This window comes from Kosakonia beeri, assembly GCF_054165705.1.
This window is the reverse complement of record NZ_CM135106.1, coordinates 1,327,208-1,352,830: the sequence shown is the minus strand read 5'-3', so window position 1 is coordinate 1,352,830 and position 25,623 is coordinate 1,327,208. Positions and strand designations below refer to the sequence as shown.

General features: G+C 56.3%; 22 protein-coding genes. 18 read left to right on the top strand and 4 right to left on the bottom strand.

What is annotated here, in order from left to right; genetic code table 11:
- Positions 1-12 precede the first annotated feature (12 nt).
- The 12 genes from ACUY4S_RS06565 to focA all read left to right on the top strand — a co-directional run bounded on the left by ACUY4S_RS06565 (position 13) and on the right by focA (position 13,803).
- Positions 13-633 carry a 4Fe-4S dicluster domain-containing protein gene (locus tag ACUY4S_RS06565; RefSeq protein ID WP_458022192.1) on the top strand — a complete coding sequence of 207 codons (621 nt, stop codon included), beginning with the start codon at positions 13-15 and terminating at the stop codon, positions 631-633.
- Positions 633-2,654, top strand: coding sequence for a hydrogenase 4 subunit B (hyfB, locus tag ACUY4S_RS06560; RefSeq protein WP_458022193.1), 2,022 nt, complete (start codon positions 633-635; stop codon positions 2,652-2,654). Before ACUY4S_RS06565 ends, hyfB begins: the two co-directional genes overlap by 1 nt.
- Positions 2,655-2,667: 13 nt before the next feature.
- Complete coding sequence (locus ACUY4S_RS06555) at positions 2,668-3,615, top strand: respiratory chain complex I subunit 1 family protein (RefSeq protein ID WP_458022194.1); 948 nt, start codon at positions 2,668-2,670, stop codon at positions 3,613-3,615.
- 16 nt (positions 3,616-3,631) lie between these two features.
- Positions 3,632-5,071: a hydrogenase 4 subunit D gene (locus ACUY4S_RS06550; RefSeq protein ID WP_458022195.1), complete on the top strand. Its 1,440-nt coding sequence runs from the start codon at positions 3,632-3,634 to the stop codon at positions 5,069-5,071.
- An 11-nt stretch (positions 5,072-5,082) separates the two neighbouring features.
- Complete coding sequence (hyfE, locus tag ACUY4S_RS06545; protein ID WP_312690605.1) at positions 5,083-5,733, top strand: hydrogenase 4 membrane subunit; 651 nt, start codon at positions 5,083-5,085, stop codon at positions 5,731-5,733.
- Between the two features lie 4 nt (positions 5,734-5,737).
- Positions 5,738-7,324, top strand: a complete 1,587-nt coding sequence (locus ACUY4S_RS06540; protein ID WP_458022196.1) for a hydrogenase 4 subunit F — start codon at positions 5,738-5,740, stop codon at positions 7,322-7,324.
- A complete protein-coding gene (locus tag ACUY4S_RS06535) occupies positions 7,321-9,048 on the top strand; it encodes a hydrogenase large subunit (protein ID WP_458022197.1) in 1,728 nt (575 codons plus the stop codon). Before ACUY4S_RS06540 ends, ACUY4S_RS06535 begins: the two co-directional genes overlap by 4 nt.
- Positions 9,049-9,059: 11 nt before the next feature.
- Entirely contained in the window at positions 9,060-9,608 is a 549-nt protein-coding gene (hyfH, locus tag ACUY4S_RS06530) for a hydrogenase 4 subunit H (protein ID WP_458022198.1), read from the top strand.
- Positions 9,605-10,372, top strand: coding sequence for an NADH-quinone oxidoreductase subunit B family protein (locus ACUY4S_RS06525; protein ID WP_458022199.1), 768 nt, complete (start codon positions 9,605-9,607; stop codon positions 10,370-10,372). The genes hyfH and ACUY4S_RS06525 overlap by 4 nt, the downstream gene beginning before the upstream one ends.
- A complete protein-coding gene (locus ACUY4S_RS06520) occupies positions 10,365-10,778 on the top strand; it encodes a formate hydrogenlyase maturation HycH family protein (RefSeq protein ID WP_458022200.1) in 414 nt (137 codons plus the stop codon). The genes ACUY4S_RS06525 and ACUY4S_RS06520 overlap by 8 nt, the downstream gene beginning before the upstream one ends.
- Before the next feature lie 130 nt (positions 10,779-10,908).
- The gene (locus ACUY4S_RS06515; RefSeq protein ID WP_312690616.1) at positions 10,909-12,846 is read left to right on the top strand and encodes a sigma 54-interacting transcriptional regulator; all 1,938 of its coding nucleotides are present in this window, start codon (positions 10,909-10,911) and stop codon (positions 12,844-12,846) included.
- Between the two features lie 108 nt (positions 12,847-12,954).
- Positions 12,955-13,803 carry a formate transporter FocA gene (gene focA, locus ACUY4S_RS06510; protein WP_312690618.1) on the top strand — a complete coding sequence of 283 codons (849 nt, stop codon included), beginning with the start codon at positions 12,955-12,957 and terminating at the stop codon, positions 13,801-13,803.
- Positions 13,804-13,851: 48 nt separating this feature from the next.
- Here focA and ACUY4S_RS06505 read toward each other — a convergent pair whose 3' ends face one another.
- Positions 13,852-14,913, bottom strand: coding sequence for an AI-2E family transporter (locus ACUY4S_RS06505; protein WP_312690620.1), 1,062 nt, complete (start codon positions 14,911-14,913; stop codon positions 13,852-13,854).
- A 219-nt stretch (positions 14,914-15,132) separates the two neighbouring features.
- On the opposite strand from ACUY4S_RS06505, the gene bepA reads away from it, so the two are divergent.
- Both bepA and arsC read left to right on the top strand, forming a co-directional pair.
- Entirely contained in the window at positions 15,133-16,596 is a 1,464-nt protein-coding gene (bepA, locus tag ACUY4S_RS06500) for a beta-barrel assembly-enhancing protease (protein ID WP_312690622.1), read from the top strand.
- A 12-nt stretch (positions 16,597-16,608) separates the two neighbouring features.
- Entirely contained in the window at positions 16,609-16,965 is a 357-nt protein-coding gene (gene arsC, locus ACUY4S_RS06495) for an arsenate reductase (glutaredoxin) (RefSeq protein WP_312690624.1), read from the top strand.
- A 40-nt stretch (positions 16,966-17,005) separates the two neighbouring features.
- Here arsC and ACUY4S_RS06490 read toward each other — a convergent pair whose 3' ends face one another.
- From ACUY4S_RS06490 to upp, 3 genes are all read right to left on the bottom strand, one after another.
- Positions 17,006-17,707, bottom strand: a complete 702-nt coding sequence (locus ACUY4S_RS06490) for a DnaA inactivator Hda (protein ID WP_458022251.1) — start codon at positions 17,705-17,707, stop codon at positions 17,006-17,008.
- A gap of 99 nt (positions 17,708-17,806) precedes the next feature.
- Entirely contained in the window at positions 17,807-19,093 is a 1,287-nt protein-coding gene (uraA, locus tag ACUY4S_RS06485) for a uracil permease (RefSeq protein ID WP_458022201.1), read from the bottom strand.
- 110 nt (positions 19,094-19,203) lie between these two features.
- On the bottom strand, positions 19,204-19,830 hold the full coding sequence (gene upp, locus ACUY4S_RS06480; protein WP_312690626.1) for a uracil phosphoribosyltransferase: 627 nt from the start codon (positions 19,828-19,830) through the stop codon (positions 19,204-19,206).
- A gap of 235 nt (positions 19,831-20,065) precedes the next feature.
- Between upp and purM the strand changes: the two genes are divergently transcribed.
- The 4 genes from purM to ppx all read left to right on the top strand — a co-directional run bounded on the left by purM (position 20,066) and on the right by ppx (position 25,611).
- Positions 20,066-21,103, top strand: a complete 1,038-nt coding sequence (purM, locus tag ACUY4S_RS06475) for a phosphoribosylformylglycinamidine cyclo-ligase (RefSeq protein ID WP_312690627.1) — start codon at positions 20,066-20,068, stop codon at positions 21,101-21,103.
- Positions 21,100-21,741, top strand: a complete 642-nt coding sequence (gene purN, locus ACUY4S_RS06470; RefSeq protein ID WP_312690629.1) for a phosphoribosylglycinamide formyltransferase — start codon at positions 21,100-21,102, stop codon at positions 21,739-21,741. Before purM ends, purN begins: the two co-directional genes overlap by 4 nt.
- A gap of 267 nt (positions 21,742-22,008) precedes the next feature.
- On the top strand, positions 22,009-24,069 hold the full coding sequence (ppk1, locus tag ACUY4S_RS06465; protein ID WP_312690631.1) for a polyphosphate kinase 1: 2,061 nt from the start codon (positions 22,009-22,011) through the stop codon (positions 24,067-24,069).
- 3 nt (positions 24,070-24,072) lie between these two features.
- Positions 24,073-25,611 carry an exopolyphosphatase gene (ppx, locus tag ACUY4S_RS06460; protein WP_312690633.1) on the top strand — a complete coding sequence of 513 codons (1,539 nt, stop codon included), beginning with the start codon at positions 24,073-24,075 and terminating at the stop codon, positions 25,609-25,611.
- Positions 25,612-25,623: the final 12 nt, after the last annotated feature.

The window sequence follows — 25,623 nt, the reverse complement described above, 5'->3', positions numbered from 1 at the left end:
CAAGGAGCCGACATGAACCGCTTTGTGATGGCCAGTCCCGAGTGGTGTATAGGATGCAATACCTGCCTTGCCGCGTGTTCGGATGTACATAAAATCCAGGGTTTACAGCACCATCCCCGGCTGACGCTGGTGCGTACCGAGAGCAAAACCGCGCCGATACTCTGCCGGCACTGCGATGACGCCCCCTGTAAACAGGTGTGCCCGGTCAATGCCATTTCCTTGCAGGATGACGCCGTTTATCTGAATGAAACGCTGTGCATTGGCTGCAAACTGTGCGGACTGGTGTGCCCTTTCGGTGCCATTACGCCTTCCGGCAGCCGCCCGCTGAATGTTCCCGTCCGCTACGAACACTCTGTTCCCGAGGAGCAATTGCGGGATGTTCCCGCGAGCGCGCAAACGGATCACCCCTTTTTACGCTGGAACGCCGGTGTACAAACCATCGCCGTGAAATGCGATCTCTGCCACTTCCTGCCTGAAGGGCCATCCTGCGTGCGGGCCTGCCCTACCAACGCTCTGCACCTGGTCACCGATGCCGTGGTCAATAAGCACCTCAAAGCACGCCGGGAACAAGCCGCGATGCAGTCGACGGATCTGACGGTCGGTACGTTTTCCTCTTCGTCGGAGCAACGCTAATGGATGCCCTGCAATTATTAATGTGGTCAATTATTCTCTACGTTGCAGGCGGCGTGATCTCCCTGCTGCTCTCACACCGCCAGGCGCTGGCGATTAACGTCGCGGGCATTACCGCAATGCTCGGCGGTGTGCTGGGTATTGCCAGTGCCCTGGTGGCGCTTAGCGGGGGCGAAACCCTCAACTGGCACGTCGCAGGGCCGTTCGACTTTGCGCCTTTGCAGGTACGGCTGGACAGCCTCAGCGCCTTCATGGTGCTGGTGATTTCGCTGCTGGTAACGGTATGCGGGCTCTACTCTCTCGCCTATGTTCGCGAATACCTGCATAAAGGTGCAGCGGCAATGGGCTTCTTCATGAACCTGTTTATCGGCTCAATGGTCGGTCTGGTGGTGATGGATAACGCCTTCTGGTTCATTGTCTTGTTCGAAATGATGTCCCTCGCCTCCTGGTTCCTGGTGATCACCGACCAGGATGAAGAGTCGATCCACGCCGGGTTGCTCTACTTTTTTATTGCCCATGCCGGGTCTGTGCTGATCATGATCGCCTTCTTCCTGATGTGGCGGCAGAGCGGCAGCCTGGATTTCGCCAGTTTCCGTTCCCTGTCGCTTTCCCCTGGCACGGCATCGGCTGTGTTTTTGCTGGCGTTCCTGGGTTTTGGCGCCAAAGCGGGGATGTTACCTCTGCACAGCTGGTTGCCACGCGCGCACCCGGCAGCGCCATCGCACGCGTCGGCATTAATGTCCGGCGTAATGGTGAAAATCGGTATTTTCGGCATCATCAAAGTCGGTATTGATCTGCTCGGTCACAGCGGCATTCCGCTGTGGTGGGGAGTACTGGTACTGGCCTTCGGCGCTGTTTCATCGGTGCTGGGCGTGTTGTACGCGCTGGCGGAACACGATATCAAACGCCTGCTTGCATGGCATACCGTTGAGAACATCGGCATCATTCTGATGGGCGTGGGCGTGGGGATGACGGGCATTGCCCTGCATCAGCCGGTGATTGCCGCTGTGGGTCTGCTCGGCGCTCTGTTTCATCTGCTGAACCATGCACTGTTCAAAGGGCTGCTGTTTCTCGGCGCCGGCGCGATTATCTACCGTCTGCATACCCGTGATATGGACAAAATGGGCGCGCTGGCGAAACGGATGCCGTGGACAGCAGGTGCCTTTCTGGTCGGTTGCCTGGCGATTTCCGCCATGCCGCCGCTGAACGGATTTATCAGCGAGTGGTATACCTATCAGTCCCTCTTTTCCCTGACCCGCATTGACGCCCTCATCCCCCGCCTTGCTGGCCCCATTGCCATTGTAATGCTGGCGATCACCGGGGCGCTGGCGGCCATGTGCTTCGTCAAAGTATATGGCGTCAGCTTTTGCGGTAATGCCCGCAGTGAACAAGCTGATCAGGCGCGCGAAGCACCCTGGCCGATGGTGGCGGCCATGTTGCTGCTGGCACTGCTGTGTGTATTGACTGGCGTCGGCGCGAGTGTTGTTGCACCGTATCTGATGCAGATTGTTCTTACCTTAACGCCACCTGCCACGCTGGCCGTGGCGCAGGGCGCAACACTTATCCCCGGCGATGTTCACCAAGCCATGTTGACGCCTTCGACGGTGTTCCTGCTGTTGTTAGTCCTGCCACTCTTGCCGGGCCTGCTCTGGTCTATCAATCGCTCTACGCGTGGTGTTTATCGCCGCAGCGGCGATGCCTGGGCCTGTGGTTACGCATGGGAAAAAGGTATGGCCCCGTCGGCAGGCAGTTTTACCCAGCCATTACGGGTGATGTTTGGCCCGCTCTATCGCCTGCGCCAACAGCTTGATCCGGCTCAACCGCTCCAGCGAAGCCTTGGCGGCATTACCCAGGCGGCAACGCGTACCGAACCGTTCTGGGATGAGAAGCTCATCCGCCCGTTGGTTCGCGGCACACAGCGCATTGCCCAGGGAGTGCAACACCTGCAAAGCGGTGATTTCCGGCTCTACTGCCTGTACATGATTGCCGCCCTGGTAACCCTGTTGCTGACGATAGCGCTGTAAGGAGAGAACAATAATGACCGAACAACTTTCTGCGTGGTCACTCGGGCTGTTTGCCCTGCTTCAGTCAGCCCTGCTGCTGGCACTAACGCCGCTGTTTACTGGCCTGTCCCGGCAGATCCGCGCGCGCATGCACTCCCGGCGCGGACCGGGAATTTTGCAGGATTACCGTGATTTACAAAAACTGCTTAAGCGACAGGCCGTCGCGCCGGCATCCTCAGGGTTGATATTCCGTGTAATGCCCTGGGTACTGCTCAGCAGTATGTTGCTGGTGGCCATGACCTTACCGCTGTTTTTCCGCACCTCACCCTTTGCCGGAGCGGGCGATCTGATCACCTTAATTTATCTCTTTGCGCTGTTTCGCTTTTTCTTCGCGCTCTCCGGGCTGGATACCGGCAGTCCCTTCGCCGGGTTGGGCGCGAGCCGCGAACTGACGCTGGGCATACTGGTCGAGCCGATGCTGATCCTCTCATTGCTGGTACTGGCGTTACTGGCTGGCTCCACCAATATCAGTGCCATCAGCAGCACACTAGCTACTGGCTGGATCTCGCCAGTCGCCACGCTACTGGCTCTGCTGGCGTGTGGGTTCGCCTGTTTTATTGAGATGGGCAAAATCCCCTTCGATGTCGCCGAAGCCGAGCAAGAGTTGCAAGAGGGGCCATTAACCGAATATTCCGGTGCCGGACTGGCGCTGGTGAAGTGGGGCGTTGGCCTGAAACAAGTGGTGATGGCCTCGTTGTTCGTCGCGCTTTTTTTCCCGTGGGGTAATGCCACCACCCTCACCATCGGGGCGATGGCGCTGTCGCTGGCGAGCACGCTGCTCAAACTGCTGTTGGTGTTCACGCTGGCGTCCATGGTGGAGAACGCACTGGCACGCGGCCGTTTTTTACTGACGCATCACCTGACCTGGCTCGGCTTTAGTCTGGCTGCGCTGTCATACGTTCTCTGGCTTACCGGTTTGTAAGGAGCACTGGAACACTATGGAAAATCTTGCGCTGACGACGCTGTTGCTGCCTTTTATCGGCGCGCTGGTCGTCTCTGTGGCTCCCCGGCGAATCGCGCCACAGCTGGCCACGCTATTTGCATTGCTGGTGACGGTCGCCACCGTCGCGCTGGCATTTCACTTTTACCAGGCGGGTCGTGAAGCCGTCGACATCCCGCTGCTGGCGGTCGGGCAGGTGGCGTTGTTTGGCTTACAAATCGATCGACTTAGCACGCTGATCCTCTTTGTGGTGGTCTTTCTCGGTCTGTTGGTGGCTTTCTACTCCACGGGTTATTTGACGCGTGGCAACCGCGAACATCCCCATGAAGGCAGTAACCGTTATTACGCGTTTTTATTGGTTTTCATTGGCGCCATGTCCGGGCTGGTACTCTCCTCCACGCTGCTGGGGCAATTGCTGTTTTTCGAAATCACTGGCGGTTGCTCGTGGGCCCTGATCAGTTATTACCAGAGTGAAAAAGCCCAGCGTTCCGCGATGAAAGCCCTGCTGATCACCCATGTCGGTTCGCTTGGCCTCTACCTGGCGGCCGCCGCGCTGTTTCTCAATACCGGCACCTTTGCGCTGAGCGCACTCAGCCAGTTACACGGGCCCGCGGCGTATCTGGTGTATGGCGGCATCCTCTTTGCCGCGTGGGGCAAATCGGCGCAGTTGCCGTTACAAGCCTGGCTGCCGGATGCGATGGAAGCCCCGACGCCGGTCAGTGCGTACTTACATGCCGCGTCAATGGTGAAAGTCGGGGTTTATATCTTCGCACGGGCGATCGCAGAAGGCGGTTCAATCCCGCCAGCCATAAGCTGGACAGCCATTGCCATGGCGACCCTGACGCTGGTGTACGGTTTTTTAATGTACCTGCCGCAAAAAGATATGAAGCGCCTGCTGGCATGGTCAACCATCTCGCAACTGGCATGGATCTTTCTCGCGCTGTCGCTCTCTACGCTCGGTTCGCCGCTCGCCTTCAAAGCGGGGGTGGTCTACATCTTCAACCACGCGTTTGCCAAGAGCTTATTTTTCCTTGTTGCAGGTGCGCTCAGCTACAGCTGCGGTACAAGGATGCTGCCGCGTCTGCGCGGCGTGATACGTATATTGCCCGTTGCCGGTATCGGCTTTTGCGTTGCGGCACTGGCTATCACCGGTGTGCCGCCGTTTAACGGCTTCTTCAGTAAGTTCCCGCTCTTTGCCGCCGGTTTTGCCCTCTCCGCCCAGTACCCTCTTTTGTTACCTGTAATGGTCCTGGCGCTGGTGGAGTCGGTCGCCAGTTTCGGCTGGTTTATCTGGTGGTTCGGGCGGGTGGTGCCGGGTGAACCCAGTGAAGAGGTGGCACAGGCCGCTCCGCTGCCATATGCCATGCAACTGGTGCTGATCATTCTGATCGTGATGTCGCTGTGCTCAAGCGTAATTGCTGCGGCGTGGCTTGGATAAGGGAACCGACAATGACCGGAACACTGATAGTCAATAATCTGGCGGGGTTAATGATGTTTACCTCGCTGCTGGTCACCTGCGCCAGACGCTACTCCGTCTCCTGCTGGCTGTATGCCTTGCAATCGCTGGTGCTGGTGTCTCTCTTCTTTACCCTTTCGCAGTTACTTCATGCCGATCAACTGCTGATGTGGTCGTTTAGCGCCCTTTTCACCAAGGTGCTGCTGGTGCCGCTGATCATGGGTTATGCGTTTCGCAAAATGGCACCCGATGACGAAGGCGGCCGGCTGTTTGGCCCGGCAACGCTGGTGCTGATGGCGGCCGTCATTGTGCTGCTGTGCTGGTTTGTGGTGCGCCCGGTGCAACTGCCGATGGTGGCGCAACTGAAACCGGCGCTGGCTGTCGCGCTGGGCCACTTTCTGCTCGGGCTGCTGTGCATCATCAGTCAGCGCAACATTCTGCGCCAGGTGTTCGGCTATTGCCTGATGGAGAACGGCTCGCATCTGGTGCTGGCGCTGCTGGCCTGGCGTGCGCCGGAGCTGGTGGAGATCGGCATCGCCACCGATGCCATTTTTGCAGTGATTGTGATGGCGTTGCTGGCGCGCAAAATCTGGCGCACCCACGGCACGCTGGATGTGAACAATCTTACGGCGCTGAAGGGGTAACACCATGAGTCATGCATTGATGTTTACGCTGTTGCTGCTGACGCCGCTGGGGGTTTCACTGCTCTGCTTCGCTTGCCGTCTCAGCCGTGCGGCGGCACGCTCGCTCGTCACAACGATCCACAGTATCGGCATCAGTCTGTTGCTGGTCATCGCCCTGTTTACCGTGGTGGAAGGCGTCGGCGAAGGGGAAATTTTTGCGGCCCATCGCTGGCTGCATATCGACAGCCTCAGCGGGTTATTCCTGTCGTTGCTGGGCATTATTGGCTTTCTTACCGGCCTGTACTCCATTGGTTATATGCGCCATGAAGTGGATCACGGTGAAATCACCGTCCCCACGCTATGCAACTACTACGGCTTTTTCCATCTGTTCCTGTTCACCATGCTGCTGGTAGTCACCAGCAATAACCTGATTGTGATGTGGGCTGCCATTGAAGCCACTACCCTCAGTTCGGCGTTTCTGGTGGGCATTTATGGTCAGCGCTCATCGCTGGAAGCGGCATGGAAATACATCATTATCTGCACCGTTGGCGTCGCGTTTGGCCTGTTCGGCACGGTACTGGTTTATGCCAACGCCGCCAGCTTTATGGCAGAGCCGGATCACGCTATTTTGTGGACCGAAGTACTGAAAGCGAGCAGTCAGCTGGATCCCACGCTGATGACGCTGGCCTTTGTGTTTGTGCTGATTGGGTTTGGTACCAAAACCGGCCTCTTCCCGATGCACGCCTGGCTGCCGGATGCGCACAGTGAAGCCCCCAGCCCGGTCAGCGCCCTGCTTTCAGCGGTGCTGCTCAACTGCGCACTGCTGGTGTTGATCCGCTATTACATCATCATTTGCCACGCCATTGGCGAAACCTTCCCCAGCCGGTTGTTGCTGATTTTTGGCATGTTGTCGGTAGCGGTGGCGGCCTTTTTTATCCTGGTGCAACAGGACATGAAACGCCTGCTGGCTTACTCCAGCGTGGAGAACATGGGGCTGGTGGCAGTGGCTCTGGGGATTGGCGGCCCGCTGGGTATTCTGGCGGCGCTGCTGCATACGCTGAACCACAGCCTCGCCAAAACCCTGCTGTTCTGCGGCTCCGGGAATGTATTGCTGAAGTACGGTACCCGTAATCTGGACGTGGTATGCGGCATGCTGAAAGTGATGCCCCTCACCGCCGTTCTGCTCGGCGGCGGCGCGCTGGCGCTCGGCGGGATGCCGCCCTTCAACATTTTCCTCAGCGAGTTTATGACCGTGACAGCCGGGCTGGCGGCAGAGCACCTGCTGGTGACCGTGCTGTTATTGCTGCTGCTGACACTGGTGCTCGGCGGGCTGGTGCGCATGGTCGCCAAAGCGCTGTTTGCCACTCCGCCGCAGCAAGTAGCAGGCGGCGAGCTGGGCTGGCTGACGACCCTACCAATGATGATTTTGCTGGCGATGATGCTGGTGATGGGCACCCATATTCCGCAGCCGGTCAGCAGCCTGCTGGCGAATGCCTCCACGATTGTCTTGTCTGGCAACGATCAACCGTCACCCTCATTTAGCGGGCTGTGGTCTGCTTTCGACACCACGACCTTCGCAACGCCATTGCATGTTCCGGGAGAGTCAAAGTGAGTTATTTAGCCAGTGTCAGTCTTCAACAACCGCGCGGCAACGCTTGTCTGGCCGCGTTAAAAACGCAGTTTCCTGGTGCGGTGCTGGACGAAGAGCGTCAAACCTTTGAGCAGGTGACCATTACGGTGAAACTCAACCTGCTGCCAGATATTGTGCACTATCTTTACTACCAGCATGACGGCTGGCTCCCCGTGCTGTTTGGCAATGATGAACGCACCCTGAATGGTCACTATGCGGTCTACTACGCCCTCTCGATGGAAGGGGCAGAAAAGTGCTGGATCGTTGTCAAAGCGTTGGTGGATGCACAAACCCGCGAGTTTCCGTCCGTGACGCCACGTGTACCCGCCGCCGTATGGGGCGAGCGCGAAATCCGCGATATGTACGGTCTGATCCCGGTGGGTCTGCCGGATCAGCGCCGCCTCGTGTTGCCAGATGACTGGCCGGACGATCTCCACCCGCTGCGTAAAGACACCATGGATTACCGCCTGCGCCCGGAACCCACCCGCGAGACGGAAAACTACGCCTTTGTTAACGATGGCGGCAGTTCGGCACGCATTGTCCCGATTGGGCCGTTACATATTACGTCTGATGAACCGGGTCATTTTCGTCTGTTCGTTGATGGGGAACGGATTGTCGATGCCGACTACCGCCTGTTCTACGTACACCGTGGCATGGAAAAACTGGCGGAAACCCGGATGGGCTATAACGAGGTCACGTTTCTGTCGGACAGGGTATGCGGCATTTGCGGTTTCGCCCACAGCGTGGCGTATACCACCTCGGTGGAAAACGCGCTTGGCATTGTGGTACCGCAACGGGCACACACTATCCGCTCAGTGTTGCTGGAAGTCGAACGCCTGCACAGCCATCTGCTGAATATTGGCCTTTCCAGCCACTTTGTCGGCTTCGATACCGGCTTTATGCAGTTTTTCCGTATCCGCGAAAAATCGATGACCATGGCGGAACTGCTCACCGGCTCGCGTAAAACCTATGGTCTGAACCTGATTGGCGGTATTCGTCGCGACATCCTGAAAGCGCAGCGTGTGAAGACGATTCAATTGGTGAAAGAGATGCGTGCGGAAGTATCACAACTGGTGGATATGCTGCTCTCCACGCCGAACATGGCGCAGCGTACCCAGGGCGTTGGCGTGCTGGATCGACAAGTTGCCCGGGATTTCAGCCCGGTGGGGCCGCTGATCCGCGGCAGCGGTTTTACCCGCGATTTACGCTTTGATCACCCCTATGCCGACTACGGCAACTTGCCGAAAACCCTGTTCACGTGGCCGGATGGCGACGTGTTCTCGCGTGTAATGGTGCGGGTTAAAGAGGTGTTTGACTCCCTGGCGATGATTGAGTTCGCCCTTGATAACCTGCCCGACACGCCGCTGCTGACCGAAGGCTTCAGCTATCAGCCGCATAAGTTCGCCCTCGGTTATGTGGAAGCTCCGCGTGGCGAGGACGTGCACTGGAGCATGCTTGGCGATAACCAGAAGCTTTTTCGCTGGCGCTGCCGGGCGGCCACCTACGCCAACTGGCCCGTGCTGCGTTATATGCTGCGCGGCAATACCGTCTCCGACGCGCCGCTGATCATTGGCAGTCTCGATCCCTGTTACTCCTGTACTGACCGGGTCACGCTGGTGGATGTGCGGAAACGGAAATCGACCACGGTTCCCTATAAAGAGATCGAACGGTACAGCCTTGAACGTCGCCATTCGCCGCTGAAGTAAGGAAAGAAACGATGCTGAAATTGTTGAAAACTATCCTCAGAGCGGGTGACGTCACGGCGAAATACCCGTTTGCGCCGCTGGAGGTGTGCCCAGGATTTCGCGGCAAACCGGAACTGGATCCCGGGCAATGTATTGCCTGCGGTGCCTGCACCACCGCCTGCCCGGCGAATGCGCTGACCATGGAAACGCTCGCCGAAGAGAACCGCCGTGTCTGGCAATTATTTATTGGCCGCTGCATTTACTGTGGGCGTTGCGAAGAGGTGTGCCCGACACGGGCCATCCACTTATCTGAAGAGTTTGAACTGGCTGTGACTCGTAAAGCGGATCTGTACGTACGCGCCACCTTTCGTCTGCAGCACTGTAGCCAGTGCGGTGTGGCGTTTGCACCGGAAAAATCCGTCGCGCTGGCGGCGGATCTGCTGGCGCTCAACCAGTCAGCACCAGAGCAGGCACAGAGGCTACGCGACCTGGCCTGTGTCTGCCCGGCCTGCCGCCGTCGCGACGCGCTGGAACACCACGGTAGCGTTAATGTTCACTATTACCTTAAGGAGCAAGCATGAGTCAGGTGCTTAGCCAGCATGTCAGCCAGCCGGTACAGCTTGATGCGTCGGCGCAGAAAATCAAACAACTGCTGCTGCGCGACATCCAGCGTTCCGCCTATGTTTACCGGGTTGACTGCGGAGGTTGTAACGGGTGTGAAATCGAAATTTTCGCCGCCATCACCCCGCTCTTCGATGCCGAGCGTTTTGGTATCAAAGTGGTGGCTTCACCGCGCCACGCCGATATCTTGTTGTTTACCGGCGCAGTCACCCGTGCGATGCGCATGCCCGCCCTGCGCGCCTGGGAGGCTGCGCCAGACCATAAAATCGCCATCTCTTACGGCGCTTGCGGCGTCGGTGGCGGTATTTTTCACGACCTCTATTGCGTATGGGGCGGCAGCGACACCATCGTGCCGATTGATGTGTGGATCCCCGGTTGCCCGCCCACACCCGCTGCAACCATTCATGGTTTTGCGGTTGCGCTGGGTTTGCTGGAGCAAAAACTGCATGCGGTGGAGACGGAGCAAGGCGAAGGTGAAATCGCGCAGTTACGCTGGCCCGCGCTGCCGCTGGCGTTGCGGGTGAGCCTGGAGCGGCAGGCGCGGCAACTGGCCGGGTACCGACAGGGACGCGAGATCACCGATCACCTGTTCGCCCTGTTAACAGCAGGCGCACCAGAGCAACGAGCAGCACGGGTAAATGCCTGGCTTCAGCAGGCGGACGATCCGCGGCTGACTGTCATTGTCCAGGAGCTGATGTCCACACTGGAGCGCAACCATGTCTGAAACAGAAGCCAGAGTGATGTTCTGGGCGTTACGGCAAAAATTTGTTGATGACAGCGTAGAGTTGGAAGAGAAAAGTCGCCAGGTAATGTATTACTCACTGGCGATTGGTCACCACGTTGGGGTAATAGATTGCCTGAATGTTGTGCTTGAGTGCCCGCTTGCAGACTATCAACAGTGGATCGCCCTGCTGGAAGAAGGCGACGCACGCCGCAAATTGCAGGGGCTGTTAACCTTTGGCGAAATTGTGATGGATGCCTGCCACGTCAATATGCTGGCCCCCGCGCTGGCAAGGCTGGCAGAAACCACAGCGGAACCCTGGCGCGGCTGGAGCCGCCAGTTATTACAGCATTTGCAGGATATGACGCAGGAACCGGCGCTCTATCTGATGGTGCGATTGCTTCGTTAAGATATTTCTCTGGTTTATACAAGAACAGTGACTTATCCGTGAAGCTTGTAACACTACAAAAACAAGGGATATTGTACTCTGCCTACTCACTGTGGGGGATAACAGGTCAATCTGGAAGGGCGACGTATCCATGATTTTACACGATAACGAGCAGGCTTCACTTCTCCGGGCATTCATCCCCCTGCCGCCGCCCTTCAGTCCCGTTCAGCACATCGAGTTATCGTTCAATAACACCCGCTTCTGGCGCTGCTTTGATGATGGCAGCGTTGAGTGTAGCGACCAGCCATATGGCGGAAAAGTCAGCGACAGTTCAGTGCATGTCGCCCTGCTTGACGGGCGCGAGATGGTGGAACTGCGTTTTGTGCGCACTGACAACGGCACGTTTAATGACGCCGATAACGCCCTGTTTGCCTGGCTGGCCCGACTGGCCGCCCAGGCGCTGGAAGAGCAAGGTGCCCGCGATCAGCTGAGCCAGTCTGTTGCACAGTTACAGCAGGAGCGGGATCACGATCGGGTGCTGGTGGATATTACCAACTCGGTGCTATCACATCTCGATCTCGATGCGCTGATTGCGGATGTGTCGCAGGCGATCCACCGTTTTTTTGGCATTGATAATATTCGCATGGTCCTGCGCGACAGTTTGCATGCAGGCAAGCTGGTTTGCCACGCCACCCATTTCCCCCCCTGCCCGCCCACCACGGCCCAATTCCCGCTGCGCAGTGAAAGCCCATTGTTACTGGCGGCGCTAAACGACCAGCACTGCGCATTGCTGCGCCGGGAAGAGGATGAAGCGTTGTGGCAAAACGATCCGCTATTGCAGCCTCTGGCGGCGCAATCACTGGCAGCAGTATTTATTCTGCCGCTGGCCTTCAGTCACAAATCCACCGGCGTACTGTTGCTGGCGCACCATGACGACAGCGTGTTCAGCGAGCAAAACTGTCGATTACTGCAACAGATCGCCGACAGAATCGGCATCGCCGTCGATAATGCCGACGCCTGGCGTAACGTCATTGAACTGAAAGAGAACCTCAACAGCGAAAACCGCAAACTGAATGAGCAAATCTCATCCAGCCAGAGCTTCGGTGACATTATTCACCAGAGCGACGCCATGCGTGACGTGCTCCAGCAGGTGAAAATTGTGGCGCTGAGCGACAGCACGGTGCTGATCCTCGGCGAAACTGGTACCGGCAAAGAGATCATCGCCCGCGCGCTGCACCAGATGAGCCCGCGTAAAGATAAACCGCTGGTAAAAATTAACTGTGCCGCCATTCCTGCCAGTCTGCTGGAGAGCGAGCTATTTGGTCATGATAAAGGCGCGTTTACCGGGGCGATTAATGCCCATCGCGGGCGCTTTGAAATGGCCGATGAGGGCACGCTGTTTCTGGATGAAATTGGCGATATGCCGCTGGAGTTACAGCCGAAACTGCTGCGCGTTTTGCAGGAGCGGGAGATCGAACGCATTGGCGGTAGTCGCACCATTCCGGTTAACGTGCGAGTCATCGCCGCCACCAACCGCGATCTGCGCCAGATGGTGATTGACCGCGAGTTCCGTAACGATCTGTTTTATAGGCTGAATGTGTTCCCGCTGGTGTTGCCGCCGCTGCGTGAACGACCGGAAGATATTCCCCTGCTGGCTCGCTACTTTACACAAAAACTGGCGCGTCGCCTGAACCGTACCATCGACACCATTCCGGCCGACACCCTGCGCCAGTTGATGCGCTACGAGTGGCCGGGCAATGTGCGCGAACTGGAGAACGTGATTGAACGCGCCGTCCTGCTGTCGCGCGATAATACCCTCAGCCTGCAACTGCACGCCCAGCCGGTCAGCATGGTGCAACCGGTGGCGCACGATCCGTTCCCGTTTACCTTGCCGAAAGTGGCGAAAATGATAAACCCCGAACCGCCGGAAAATGACGAAGAGGAACGTCAACGTATTATCCAGATCCTGCGTGAAACCAATGGTATCGTCGCCGGACCACGCGGCGCCGCCGCAAAACTGGGAATGAAACGCACCACGCTCTTGTCCCGCATGCAACGCCTGGGGATTGCGGTGCGCGAAGTGCTGTAACCCTCTCCTGTTATGTGAAGCCGTTAACACTCTCCTGCTGATGACTGGTATGCGCTATGCATAATCAGGCCGTTATCTCGCTTATGTGCATTGAATCAGGAGAATCAAATGGATACCGGCAATGCGTTTGACCTGCGACTTCCTGCGGAAATGGCAAAAGTCGCCGAGCAGTCTGGTCTGTATAAAGTCAGCAAGAAAAAAGAGCTGTCGTTCTTTCTTGCCATCACCGCAGGCGTTTTTATCTCTATTGCCTTTGTTTTCTATATTACTGTGACCACCGGGCCGGCACCGGCCAGCGCGCTGGCCAGGCTGGCGGGAGGGCTGTGTTTTTCCCTCGGGCTGATTCTGGTGGTGGTTTGCGGCGCGGATCTGTTCACTTCGACAGTATTGACCGTCATGGCGAAAGCCAGTGGCCTGATCAGCTGGCGACAACTGACGCTGAACTGGGTCATCGTTTATATTGGCAACCTGACCGGAGCGCTGTTTTTTGTCGCGCTGATCTGGTTTGCCGGGCAACCCATGAGCGGCAACGGGTTGTGGGGGTTGAATGTGTTGCTTACTGCCGACCATAAAATGCATCACACCTTTATTGAAGCGGTGTGCCTCGGCACCTTGTGCAATTTGATGGTCTGCCTGGCAGTATGGATGAGTTATTCCGGCCATACGCTGACCGATAAAGTGATGGCAATGCTGCTGCCGATTGGCATGTTTGTCGCCAGCGGGTTTGAGCACAGCATCGCCAATATGTTTTTGATCCCACTAGCGATTATTATTCGTTACTGCGCACCGGACAGCTTCTGGAGCGCCATACACAGCACGGCGGACAGCTTCCCCGCATTAACGTTCAGCAACTTTATAACCGCCAACCTGATCCCGGTGACGCTGGGTAACATTATCGGCGGCGGGTTACTGGTTGGCGTGACGTACTGGATAATTTATCTGCGTAATCAGCGTTAGGCACAGTGAATACCTGCCGGGCGGCGCTCAGGCCTCCGCCCGGCATCTTTATTCTTCAATCGCCGGCGAATCCGGCCACGCGTGGATCACCGCCTTGATCAGCGTCGCCAGCGGGATGGCGAAAAACACGCCCCAAAAGCCCCACAGTCCGCCAAATATAATCACCGACAGGATGATCACCAGCGGGTGCAGGTTAACGGCTTCAGAGAACAACACCGGAACCAACAAGTTACCGTCCAGCGCCTGAATAATGAGATAGACCGCGAAACAGCTCCAGAACTCGGTACCCAACCCGAACTGGAACAGCGCCACCCCCACCACCGGAATAGTTACCACAAACGCGCCGATATAGGGGATCAACACGGAGAACCCCACCAGCACCGCCAGCAGCAGCGAGTAGTTGAGGCCGAACAGAATAAAGCCAATCCAGGTGGCGATGCCGACCACAATCATCTCCAGCACTTTGCCGCGAATATAATTGGTGATCTGTTGGTTCATCTCTTTCCACACCTGGCCCGCAAGGCCACGGTTGCGCGGCAAAATACGGCGCACGGCGTTCAGCAATGGATCTTTGTCTTTGACGAGGAAGAAAACCATGAGCGGCACCAGCACAAGATAGACCGCCAGCGTTAGCAGCCCGACCAGCGATGCCAGCGAATATTTCACCACCGAATCGCCCATGGTCAGCATGCGCGATCGCATATTTTCCGCCATCGCATCGATGATGCCGGCATCCATCAATGCCGGGTAACGACGCGGCAGCGTGGCGGCGAAATCGGAGAGTTTATTGAGCATGCCGGGCATATCCCGAATCAGGTTAATTCCCTGCTGCCAGGCAACCGGCATTACCACAAATGCCATCACCAGCAGGATGCCCACAAACAGCAACAGCACCAGTGTGGCGGCAACGCTACGCGAACACCCGATGCGTTGCAGGCGCGCGGTAGGCCACTCCAGAAGATAAGCAATGACCAGCGCCACCAGCAGAGGCGCAAGCAGGCCGCTAAAAAAGAAGAGAATACAGAATCCCGCGAGGAGAATGACCAGCAGTGCTATCGCTTCCGGATCGCTAAAGCGACGGCGATACCACTGCATCAACATTTCGAGCATAACGTTTTTTCTTGAGCCTCATTGGCGGGTAAGAGGGGGAAGTGTATCGAAATGTCACAAAAAAGACTTCGCTTTTCTTATCCTTTCCAGGAAACATAACAATGTGGTGAATAGGATTTTCTTCAACCGGGAAGGCGGCTACACTCCCTGTGCCGGAAGCAGGAACGAAGCCCGCAAACGCAAGTCATATTGGTACCCCCTACAATACAGGAAGAGGTTATGTTCAGGCAGTTGAAACGAACGCTGGTCGCAACCCTTGTCATGGCGCTGAGCGCAGGCCCGTTGACCCCGGCCTTTGCGGACTCCTCAGACAGCCTGCCAGATATGGGCACCTCCGCAGGCAGCACGCTCTCCATCGGTCAGGAGATGCAAATGGGCGACTATTATGTGCGCCAGTTGCGCGGCAGCGCGCCATTGATTAACGATCCGCTGCTGGTTCAGTACATCAACACACTGGGAATGCGGCTGGTTGCCCATGCAGATTCGGTAAAAACCCCCTTCCACTTCTATCTCATTAATAACGACGAAATTAACGCCTTCGCCTTTTTTGGCGGCAATGTGGTGCTGCACTCTGCGTTGTTCCGCTATACGGATAATGAGAGTCAGCTGGCTTCGGTAATGGCGCACGAAATTTCACACGTCACCCAGCGCCATCTGGCAAGGGCGATGGAAGACCAAAAACGCAGCGCACCGCTCACCTGGGCAGGCGCACTCGGCTCAATTTTACTGGCAATGGCGAACCCGCAAGCCGGGATGGCTGCGCTAACCGGTACGCTGGCCGGTACGCAGCAAGGGATGATCAGCTTTACGCAGCAGAATGAACAGGAAGCGGACCGTATCGGCATTCAGGTGTTGCAGCGCGCCGGTTTCGACCCGCAGGCGATGCCGACTTTTCTGGAGAAATTGCTCGACCAGTCTCGCTACTCCACCCGCCCGCCGGAAATCCTGCTGACGCACCCGTTACCGGAAAGCCGCCTGTCAGATGCGCGCAACCGCGCCAACCAGATGCGCCCGGTGGTAGTGCAATCATCGGCTGAGTTCTATATGGCAAAAGCCAGAACGCTGGGGATGTATAACTCGGGCCGCAACCAACTGACCAGCGACCTGCTGGACAGCTGGGCAAACGGCAACGTGCGAGAGCAACATGCCGCGCAATATGGCCGTGCACTACAGGCAATGGACGCGAAAAAATTTGCCGAGGCGGAAAAAATATTGCAGCCCCTGCTAAATGCCGATCCCAATAATGCCTGGTTTATCGACCTGGCAACCGATATCGATTTAGGGCAGAACAAAAGCGGCGAAGCCATTAAACGGCTGAATGCCGCGCGGGAGCTAAAAACCAACCCGGTGTTACAGCTTAACCTGGCGAATGCGTATCTCGAGGGTGGCCAGCCGGCAGAAGCGGCGCGGATCCTCAACCGCTATACCTTCAGCTATAAAGAAGATGTGAATGGCTGGGACTTGCTGGCACAGGCGGAAGCAGCCCTGAATAACCGCGATCAGGAACTGGCCGCCCGTGCGGAAAGCCTGGCGCTGGTGGGAAAACTGGATCAGGCCATCACCCTGTTAAGCAGTGCCAGTTCGCAGGTGAAACTCGGCAGCCTGCAACAGGCGCGTTATGATGCGCGGATTGATCAGCTACGGCAGATGCAGCAACGTTTCAAGCCGTATCAGAAGATGTAATAAGGAGAAGAAATGTCAAAGGGCGTGCAAATTTACCATAACCCGCGTTGCTCCAAGAGCCGCGAAACGCTGAACCTGCTGAAAGAACAGGGTGTGGAGCCGGAGGTTGTGCTCTACCTCGACACGCCGCCGGATGCCGCAACCGTGCGCCAGCTGCTGTCGCTGCTTGGCATGTCCAGCGCGCGCGAATTGATGCGCACCAAAGAAGATCTCTACAAAGCGCTGAAGCTGGATGACAGCACGCTTGCGGAAGATGCGCTGGTGCAGGCGCTGGTGGACAACCCAAAACTGATTGAGCGCCCGATCGTACTGGCCAACGGTAAAGCGCGTATAGGACGCCCGCCGGAGCAGGTGTTGGAAATCCTGTAATCAGGTGGCCGGAGGGCGCAACGCGTATCCGGCCGGTGATTTACAGCTTGAGAATATCTTTGACGAAGGGAATGGTCAGCTTGCGCTGCGCGGTGATTGAGGCACGATCCAGTTCATCCAGCGTATCAAACAGGGTACGCATTTCCCGATCCAGACGCTTAAGCAGAAAACGCCCCACATCTTCTGGCAGTTCAAAACCGCGTAAGCGCGCACGCAATTGCAGCGCCTGCAATTTATCTTCATCAGACAGTGGCTGCAGCTTGTAGATTTGCCCCCAGTCCAGGCGTGATGCCAGATCCGGCAGCCCCAGGTTAAGCTGGCGTGGCGGGCGATCGCCGGTGATCAAAAGCCGGGTTTTGCCCGACTCCAGAATACGGTTATAGAGATTAAAGATCGCCATTTCCCACAGCTCGTCACCGGCAATGCATTCAATATTATCAATGCAGACCAGCGAGAGTTGCTCCATCCCTTCCAGCACATCCGGTACAAACCAGGTGCGTTTATCCAGCGGCACATAGCCCACGGCGTCGCCGCGCTGAGAAAGCTCCGCACAGGCAGCATGCAGCAAATGGCTGCGGCCTGCGCCTTCACGCGACCAGATATAAATGTAACCGCTGTGCGCCTGGCGCAAAACGTTTTGCAACGCCGCCAGTAAAGAGGGGTTATCACCCGGCCAGAAACTCGCGAAGGTTTCATCATCGGGTAAATATAATGGCAGGGAGAGCTGTGCCGGCGTGTTCAGAAGTACCTCAACAGGGCTTACAAAAAACGCAGTGAGTTTATCATAAAAAAGCGTGAGGTTTGAACCGGGCGCGAAACCCGGTTCAAACAGAGGCAACAATTACTTCGTCACGTCGCTTTCTTCGGCATCCAGCACCACTTCTTCCGGGCGCAGGACGCTGATCAGTTTGAAGATCAGGCTCAGGCAAATACCAACGATGGTCGCCAGCGCCATGCCTTTCAACTCTGCCGCGCCAATGTGCACTTTCGCGCCGCTCACGCCGATAATCAGAATAACGGAGGTCAGGATCAGGTTTTGCGCTTTGCTGTAATCCACTTTGGATTCGATCAGTACGCGAATACCGGACGCACCAATGACGCCGTACAACAGCAGAGAAACGCCGCCCATCACCGGCACCGGGATTATCTGGATCGCCGCCGCCAGTTTACCCACGCATGAGAGCAGAATAGCGATAATTGCCGCGCCGCCAATCACCCAGGTACTGTAAACGCGGGTGATCGCCATTACGCCAATGTTTTCACCGTAGGTGGTGTTTGGCGTGGAGCCGAAGAAACCCGAAATCACCGTCGACAGACCGTTGGCAAACATGGAGCGGTGCAGACCCGGATCGCGGATCACGTCTTTCTTGATGATATTGGCCGTCACCACCAGGTGGCCAACGTGCTCGGCAATCACAACTAACGCCGCAGGCAGAATGGTGAAAATGGCAAACCACTCAAAACGTGGGGTGTAGAATGTCGGCAGCGCGAACCAGTGCGCCTGAGCAATGGGCGTGGTATCGACAACGCCCATTGCAAAGGAGAGCGCGTAGCCCGCCAGCACACCAATCAGGATCGGGATAATGGCCATAAAACCACGGAACAGCACGGAACCAAAAACCGTTACGCCCAGTGTCACCAGCGAGATGATGACGGTTTTGGAGTCCGCAGACTGCCCGTCGGCAGGCAGCAGACCCGCCATGTTCGCCGCCACGCCCGCCAGTTCCAGGCCAATAACGGCAACGATTGCCCCCATTGCCGCTGGCGGGAACATCACGTCCAGCCAGCCGGTACCGGCTTTTTTCACAATAAAAGAGACCAGGCAAAACAGCACGCCGCACATGATAAAGCCGCCAAGCGCCACTTCGTAACCGAGCGGCAACAGCAGCAGTACCGGTGAGATAAAGGCAAAGCTGGAACCTAAATATGCCGGGATTTTTCCCTTACAAATAAAGATATAGAGCAGTGTCCCGATACCGTTGAACAACAGCACGGTGGCCGGGTTAATATGAAACAGGATTGGCACCAGCACGGTTGCGCCAAACATAGCGAACAAGTGCTGCAAACTAAGCGGGATGGTTTGCAAAAGCGGTGGTCTTTCACTTACCCCGATAGCACGGCGCGTCATAGTGTTTTCCTCTGAGTGTTGTTGTGTGTCCCCCTGTCCTTAACGGCAGGGAGTGGTTTGAATCCCAAAAAAAAGCCGACTATCAAAGTCGGCTTTCGATGTTTAATGCGTTATTTCGTACCAAAGATTTTATCGCCGGCATCGCCGAGGCCCGGAATAATGTACCCGTGCTCATTAAGGCCCTGATCAATAGACGCTGTGTACAGCTCCACGTCCGGGTGCGCTTTCTCCAGCGCCGCCAGACCTTCCGGCGCGGCTACCAGCACCAGCACTTTAATGCTGTGGCAGCCCGCTTTTTTCAGCAGGTCGATCGTGGCGATCATCGAACCGCCAGTTGCCAGCATCGGGTCAACCACCAGCGCCATACGTTCATCGATATTGGACACCAGCTTCTGGAAGTACGGCACCGGCTCCAGTGTCTCTTCGTTACGGTAAATACCCACCACGCTGATACGCGCGCTCGGTACGTGCTCCAGCACGCCTTCCATCATGCCCAGGCCTGCACGCAGGATCGGCACAACGGTGATTTTTTTCCCTTTGATCTGATCAACCTGTACCGGGCCGTTCCAGCCTTCGATAGTGACTTTTTCTGTTTCCAGGTCGGCAGTCGCTTCATAGGTCAGCAGGCTGCCTACTTCCGAGGCGAGTTCACGAAAGCGTTTGGTGCTGATGTCGTTCTCTCGCATCAGACCCAGCTTGTGTTTGACGAGTGGGTGTTTTACTTCCACGATCTTCATACTCTTCTCCTTTCCCCAGACAGGTGGCAGCCACAAAAAAAATCGCCGGATTATACCGCTTTTTTTCCGTTGCGCTACAGGCAGGCGCTTGATCACGATCAATCAACCTGGAGAATAGTATATCGAAAGTTATAAGCCAGGCCCGACAATAATAGGCTCGCAAACGTTTGCCTGGACTGCTAGAATTGCGCCGAATTTTATTTCTACCGCTAGTAAACGCGTGGGGACTGAAGCAGTGACCGATAAAACCTCTCTTAGCTACAAAGATGCCGGTGTTGATATCGACGCGGGCAATGCTCTGGTTGACCGAATCAAAGGTGTGGTGAAGAAAACCCGCCGCCCGGAAGTCATGGGCGGTCTGGGCGGCTTCGGCGCGCTGTGCGCTCTGCCGCAAAAATATCGTGAGCCAGTACTGGTTTCCGGCACTGATGGCGTAGGTACCAAACTGCGTCTGGCAATGGATCTGAAGCGCCACGACACCATTGGCATTGACCTGGTGGCGATGTGCGTCAACGACCTGGTGGTACAGGGCGCGGAGCCGCTGTTCTTTCTCGACTATTACGCAACCGGCAAACTGGATGTGGACACCGCAGCCAGTGTGATCCACGGTATCGCCGAAGGCTGCCTGCAATCAGGTTGTGCGCTGGTCGGCGGTGAAACGGCCGAAATGCCGGGCATGTATCACGGCGAAGATTACGATGTGGCCGGTTTCTGCGTCGGCGTGGTAGAAAAATCAGAAATTATCGACGGTTCGAAAGTAACCGATGGTGATGTGCTGGTGGCACTGGCGTCCAGCGGCCCGCACTCCAACGGTTACTCGCTGGTACGTAAAGTGATTGAAGTAAGCGGCTGCGATCCGCAAACCACGCAGCTGGAAGGCAAACCGCTGGCCGATCACCTGTTGGAGCCAACGCGCATTTATGTGAAGTCGGTGCTGGATCTGATCGAGAATGTTGACGTCCACGCTATTGCCCACCTGACTGGCGGCGGTTTCTGGGAGAACATCCCGCGCGTGCTGCCCGACAACACCCAGGCGGTGATCGACGAGTCATCCTGGCAGTGGCCTGCGGTCTTTAACTGGCTGCAGAGCGCAGGCAACGTCAGCCGTCATGAAATGTATCGCACCTTTAACTGCGGTGTCGGAATGGTGATTGCGCTGCCAGCAGCGGAAGCAGAAAAAGCCATCACCCTGCTGAATGCAAAAGGTGAAAGCGCGTGGAAAATCGGTATTATCAAAGCCTCCGATTCCAGCGAGCGTGTGGTCATTGAATGAAAAATATCGTGGTGCTGATTTCCGGTAACGGAAGCAATTTGCAGGCGATTATCGACGCCTGCAAACAGAAGAGAATCAACGGCACCCTGCGGGCAGTCTTCAGTAACAAGGCCGATGCGTTCGGCCTTGAACGTGCGCGGGAAGCGGCTATTCCCGCCCACGCCCTCACCGCTGACCAGTTTGCCAGCCGCGATGCCTTCGATCGTGAACTGATGCAGGAAATTGACGCCTACGCCCCTGATCTGGTGGTGCTGGCGGGTTATATGCGTATCCTCAGTCCGGCGTTTGTCGCGCATTATGCCGGGCGCTTACTGAATATCCACCCTTCCCTCCTGCCGAAATACCCTGGTCTGCACACCCATCGCCAGGTGCTGGAGAACGGCGACGACGAGCACGGCACCACGGTGCATTTCGTGACCGATGAGCTGGACGGCGGGCCTGTGATCCTGCAGGCCAAAGTCCCGGTGTTTGACGGTGATACAGAAGAAGAGATCACCGCACGCGTGCAGGCGCAGGAGCACGCCATTTATCCGCTGGTGGTGAGCTGGTTTGTTGAGGGTCGCCTGAAGATGGAAAATAACAGCGCCTGGCTGGATGGCGTCTGCTTACCGCCACAAGGCCATGCGGCTGACGAATAATTCTCACCTTTCAGGGCCCAGTAGCCGGATGGCGCAATGCTTATCCGGCATTAACCGCGCCTTTTCCCCGCAGTATTTTCATCACCTTACGTCAGAAAAAAGATTACTGTCATACTTTTTTGGCACAGTTGGACATCTGATGGCAAAGCTCGCCATAATAAGTTGTGTTATACGAAGGAACGCCAGCAACGTTCACCTGTAAGTCGGGACGCCGCAAGCGCGAGACGGGCTTGCGTGTCCCGAGATTGAACCGGAGTGTAAACAGGAATGGGTCAGGAAAAGTTATATCTCGAAAAAGAACTAAGCTGGTTGTGCTTCAACGAACGCGTTCTCCAGGAGGCCGGAGATAAAAGCAACCCGTTGATCGAGCGCATGCGTTTTTTGGGCATCTATTCCAATAACCTCGATGAATTCTACAAAGTGCGTTTCGCCGAACTGAAGCGCCGGCTGATCATCAGCGAAGAGCAAGGCTTACCGACTAACTCGCGTCACTTGCTGGGGAAAATTCAGTCCCGCGTACTGAAAGCCGACCAGGAGTTTGACAGCCTGTATAACGAACTCCTGCTGGAGATGGCGCGTAATCAAATCTTTTTGATTAACGAACGGCAGCTCTCGCAAAACCAGCAAAGCTGGCTGCGCAACTACTTTAAACAGTACCTGCGTCAGCACATTACGCCAACGCTGATTAACCGCGAAACCAACCTGGTGAAGTTCCTGAAAGATGATTACACCTACCTCGCGGTAGAAATCATTCGCGGCGATGAAATCCGCTACGCGCTGCTGGAAATCCCGTCCGACAAAGTACCACGCTTCGTTAACCTGCCGCCGGAAACACCGCGCCGCCGTAAGCCCATGATCCTACTGGATAACATTCTGCGTTACTGCCTGGATGATATTTTTAAAGGCTTCTTCGATTATGACACGCTGAACGCTTACTCGATGAAAATGACCCGTGACGCCGAATACGATCTGGTGCACGAAATGGAATCGAGCCTGATGGAGCTAATGTCCTCCAGCCTGAAACAGCGACTGACAGCCGAACCGGTGCGTTTTGTTTACCAGCGCGATATGCCGGATGCAATGGTGGAGATGCTGCGTGAGAAGCTCACCATCTCCCGCTATGACTCCATTATCCCTGGCGGGCGTTACCACAACTTTAAAGACTTTATTGGCTTTCCGAACGTGGGCAAAGCCAACCTGGTCAACAAGCCGCTGCCGCGCCTGCGTCACCTGTGGTTTGATAAATTCCGCAACGGGTTCGACGCCATTCGCGAACGCGATGTCCTGCTCTATTACCCCTACCACACGTTTGAGCATGTGCTGGAACTGCTGCGCCAGGCGTCGTTCGACCCGAGCGTGCTGGCGATTAAAATCAATATCTACCGCGTGGCGAAAGACTCCCGCATTATTGATTCTATGATCCACGCCGCGCACAACGGCAAGAAAGTGACCGTAGTGGTGGAGCTGCAGGCACGCTTCGACGAAGAGGCGAATATTCACTGGGCAAAACGTCTGACCGAAGCCGGTGTGCAGGTTATCTTCTCTGCACCGGGTCTAAAAATTCACGCCAAGCTGTTCCTGATCTCCCGTATGGAAGGCGAGGAAGTGGTACGTTACGCCCACATCGGGACCGGGAACTTTAACGAAAAAACCGCCCGGCTTTATACCGACTACTCGTTGATCACCGCCGATGCGCGGATCACCAATGAGGTTCGCCGGGTATTTAACTTTATTGAAAACCCGTACCGTCCGGTGCACTTTGATTACCTGCTGGTGTCGCCGCAGAACTCACGTCGCCTGCTGTATGACATGATCGACGCGGAAATTGCCAATGCACAGGAAGGTAAGCCGTCGGGGATCACGTTGAAGCTGAATAACCTCGTCGATAAAGGTCTGGTCGACAGGCTGTATGCGGCCTCAAGTTCCGGCGTGCCGGTGAACTTATTAGTGCGCGGCATGTGTTCGCTGATCCCGGATTTGGAAGGCATCAGCGAAAATATTCGTGTCACCAGCATTGTTGACCGTTATCTTGAGCACGATCGCATCTATATTTTTGAGAATGGCGGCGATAAGAGAGTCTATCTCTCTTCCGCTGACTGGATGACACGTAACATCGATTACCGTATCGAAGTGGCGGCGCCGCTGCTCGATCCGCGCCTTAAACAGCGCGTTCTGGATATCATTGATTTGCTTTTAAGTGATACCGTTAAAGCCAGGTATATCGATAAAGAACTGAGTAATCGCTATGTGCCGCGCGGCAACCGCCGCAAAGTGCGGGCACAGCTGGCGATTTACGACTACATCAAATCACTCGAACAGCCCGATTAACCTATGCCGATACAAGAGAAGACACCACGACCGGAAGAGTTTGCCGCCGTCGACCTGGGTTCCAACAGTTTCCACATGGTGATTGCCCGTGTGGTGGATGGCGCGATGCAAATCATCGGCCGTCTGAAGCAACGCGTTCATCTGGCAGATGGTCTGGACAGCAACAATATGCTGAGCGAAGAGGCGATGGAGCGCGGGCTGGCCTGCCTGTCGCTATTCGCCGAACGTTTGCAGGGCTTCGATCCGTCGAGCGTCTGCATCGTGGGTACGCATACGCTGCGCCAGGCGCTGAACGCCACGGAGTTTCTCAAACGTGCCGAAAAAGTGATCCCCTACCCCATTGAAATCATTCCGGGCAACGAAGAAGCGCGTCTGATTTTTATGGGTGTGGAACATACGCAGCCGGAAAAAGGCCGCAAGCTGGTGATCGACATCGGCGGTGGATCAACCGAACTGGTGATCGGTGAAGACTTCGAACCGAAGCTGGTTGAAAGCCGCCGTATGGGCTGCGTCAGCTTTGCGCAGATGTACTTCCCAAATGGTGTGATCAATGGCGAAAATTTCCGCCGTGCGCGCATGGCGGCAACACAGAAGCTGGAGTCGCTGGCCTGGCAGTTCCGTATTCAGGGCTGGAACGTGGCGCTGGGTGCGTCGGGCAGCATTAAAGCCGCGCACGAAGTGCTGATCGCCTCCGGCGAGAAAGACGGTTTTATTACTCCGGAGCGGCTGGAAAAACTGGTAGCAGAAGTGCTGAAGTATAAAAACTTCAGTGAACTTAGCCTGCCGGGGCTGTCCGAAGAGCGCAAAGCGGTGTTTGTACCGGGCCTTGCCATTCTTTGCGGCGTGTTTGACGCCCTGGCGATCCGCGAACTGCGTCTCTCCGATGGCGCGCTGCGTGAAGGCGTGCTGTATGAGATGGAGGGCCGCTTCCGCCATCAGGACATCCGCAGCCGCACTGCGCAGAGTCTCGCCAGCCAGTACAACATTGACCGCGAGCAGGCGCGACGCGTGCTGGAAACCACCACCCTGATGTACGATCAGTGGCTGGCGCAAAACCCCAGGCTGGGGAATCCGCAACTGGCGGCGCTGCTGAAGTGGGCCGCGATGCTGCACGAAGTCGGGCTGAATATTAACCACAGCGGTATGCATCGACATTCAGCGTATATTCTGCAAAACAGTGATTTGCCGGGCTTCAATCAGGAGCAACAGCTGATGATGGCGACGCTGGTGCGCTTCCATCGTAAAGGCATTAAGCTTGATGAGCTGCCGCGCTTCACGCTGTTTAAGAAGAAGCAATATTTGCCCCTGGTGCAGATTTTACGCCTCGGGGTACTGCTGAATAACCAGCGTCAGGCGACGACAACACCGCCGACGCTGCGCCTGAAAACCGACGATAACCACTGGACGCTGAGTTTCCCGTATGACTGGTTCAGTCAGAATGCGCTGGTACTGCTCGATCTGGAAAAAGAGCAGGATTATTGGGAAGCGGTGACCGGCTGGCGGTTGAAAATCGAAGAAGAGCAATCTGACGTGGCGGCCTGAACCGCCTCGTCA

Excerpts from the sequence above, each read along its gene's own strand:
- ACUY4S_RS06565 (WP_458022192.1), top strand. The coding sequence starts at position 13 with ATGAACCGCTTTGTGATGGCCAGTCCCGAGTGGTGTATAGGATGCAAT.
- hyfB (WP_458022193.1), top strand. The coding sequence starts at position 633 with ATGGATGCCCTGCAATTATTAATGTGGTCAATTATTCTCTACGTTGCA.
- ACUY4S_RS06555 (WP_458022194.1), top strand. The coding sequence starts at position 2,668 with ATGACCGAACAACTTTCTGCGTGGTCACTCGGGCTGTTTGCCCTGCTT.
- ACUY4S_RS06550 (WP_458022195.1), top strand. The coding sequence starts at position 3,632 with ATGGAAAATCTTGCGCTGACGACGCTGTTGCTGCCTTTTATCGGCGCG.
- hyfE (WP_312690605.1), top strand. The coding sequence starts at position 5,083 with ATGACCGGAACACTGATAGTCAATAATCTGGCGGGGTTAATGATGTTT.
- ACUY4S_RS06540 (WP_458022196.1), top strand. The coding sequence starts at position 5,738 with ATGAGTCATGCATTGATGTTTACGCTGTTGCTGCTGACGCCGCTGGGG.
- hyfH (WP_458022198.1), top strand. The coding sequence starts at position 9,060 with ATGCTGAAATTGTTGAAAACTATCCTCAGAGCGGGTGACGTCACGGCG.
- ACUY4S_RS06525 (WP_458022199.1), top strand. The coding sequence starts at position 9,605 with ATGAGTCAGGTGCTTAGCCAGCATGTCAGCCAGCCGGTACAGCTTGAT.
- ACUY4S_RS06520 (WP_458022200.1), top strand. The coding sequence starts at position 10,365 with ATGTCTGAAACAGAAGCCAGAGTGATGTTCTGGGCGTTACGGCAAAAA.
- ACUY4S_RS06515 (WP_312690616.1), top strand. The coding sequence starts at position 10,909 with ATGATTTTACACGATAACGAGCAGGCTTCACTTCTCCGGGCATTCATC.
- focA (WP_312690618.1), top strand. The coding sequence starts at position 12,955 with ATGGATACCGGCAATGCGTTTGACCTGCGACTTCCTGCGGAAATGGCA.
- ACUY4S_RS06505 (WP_312690620.1), bottom strand. The coding sequence starts at position 14,913 with ATGCTCGAAATGTTGATGCAGTGGTATCGCCGTCGCTTTAGCGATCCG.
- bepA (WP_312690622.1), top strand. The coding sequence starts at position 15,133 with ATGTTCAGGCAGTTGAAACGAACGCTGGTCGCAACCCTTGTCATGGCG.
- arsC (WP_312690624.1), top strand. The coding sequence starts at position 16,609 with ATGTCAAAGGGCGTGCAAATTTACCATAACCCGCGTTGCTCCAAGAGC.
- uraA (WP_458022201.1), bottom strand. The coding sequence starts at position 19,093 with ATGACGCGCCGTGCTATCGGGGTAAGTGAAAGACCACCGCTTTTGCAA.
- upp (WP_312690626.1), bottom strand. The coding sequence starts at position 19,830 with ATGAAGATCGTGGAAGTAAAACACCCACTCGTCAAACACAAGCTGGGT.
- purN (WP_312690629.1), top strand. The coding sequence starts at position 21,100 with ATGAAAAATATCGTGGTGCTGATTTCCGGTAACGGAAGCAATTTGCAG.
- ppk1 (WP_312690631.1), top strand. The coding sequence starts at position 22,009 with ATGGGTCAGGAAAAGTTATATCTCGAAAAAGAACTAAGCTGGTTGTGC.
- ppx (WP_312690633.1), top strand. The coding sequence starts at position 24,073 with ATGCCGATACAAGAGAAGACACCACGACCGGAAGAGTTTGCCGCCGTC.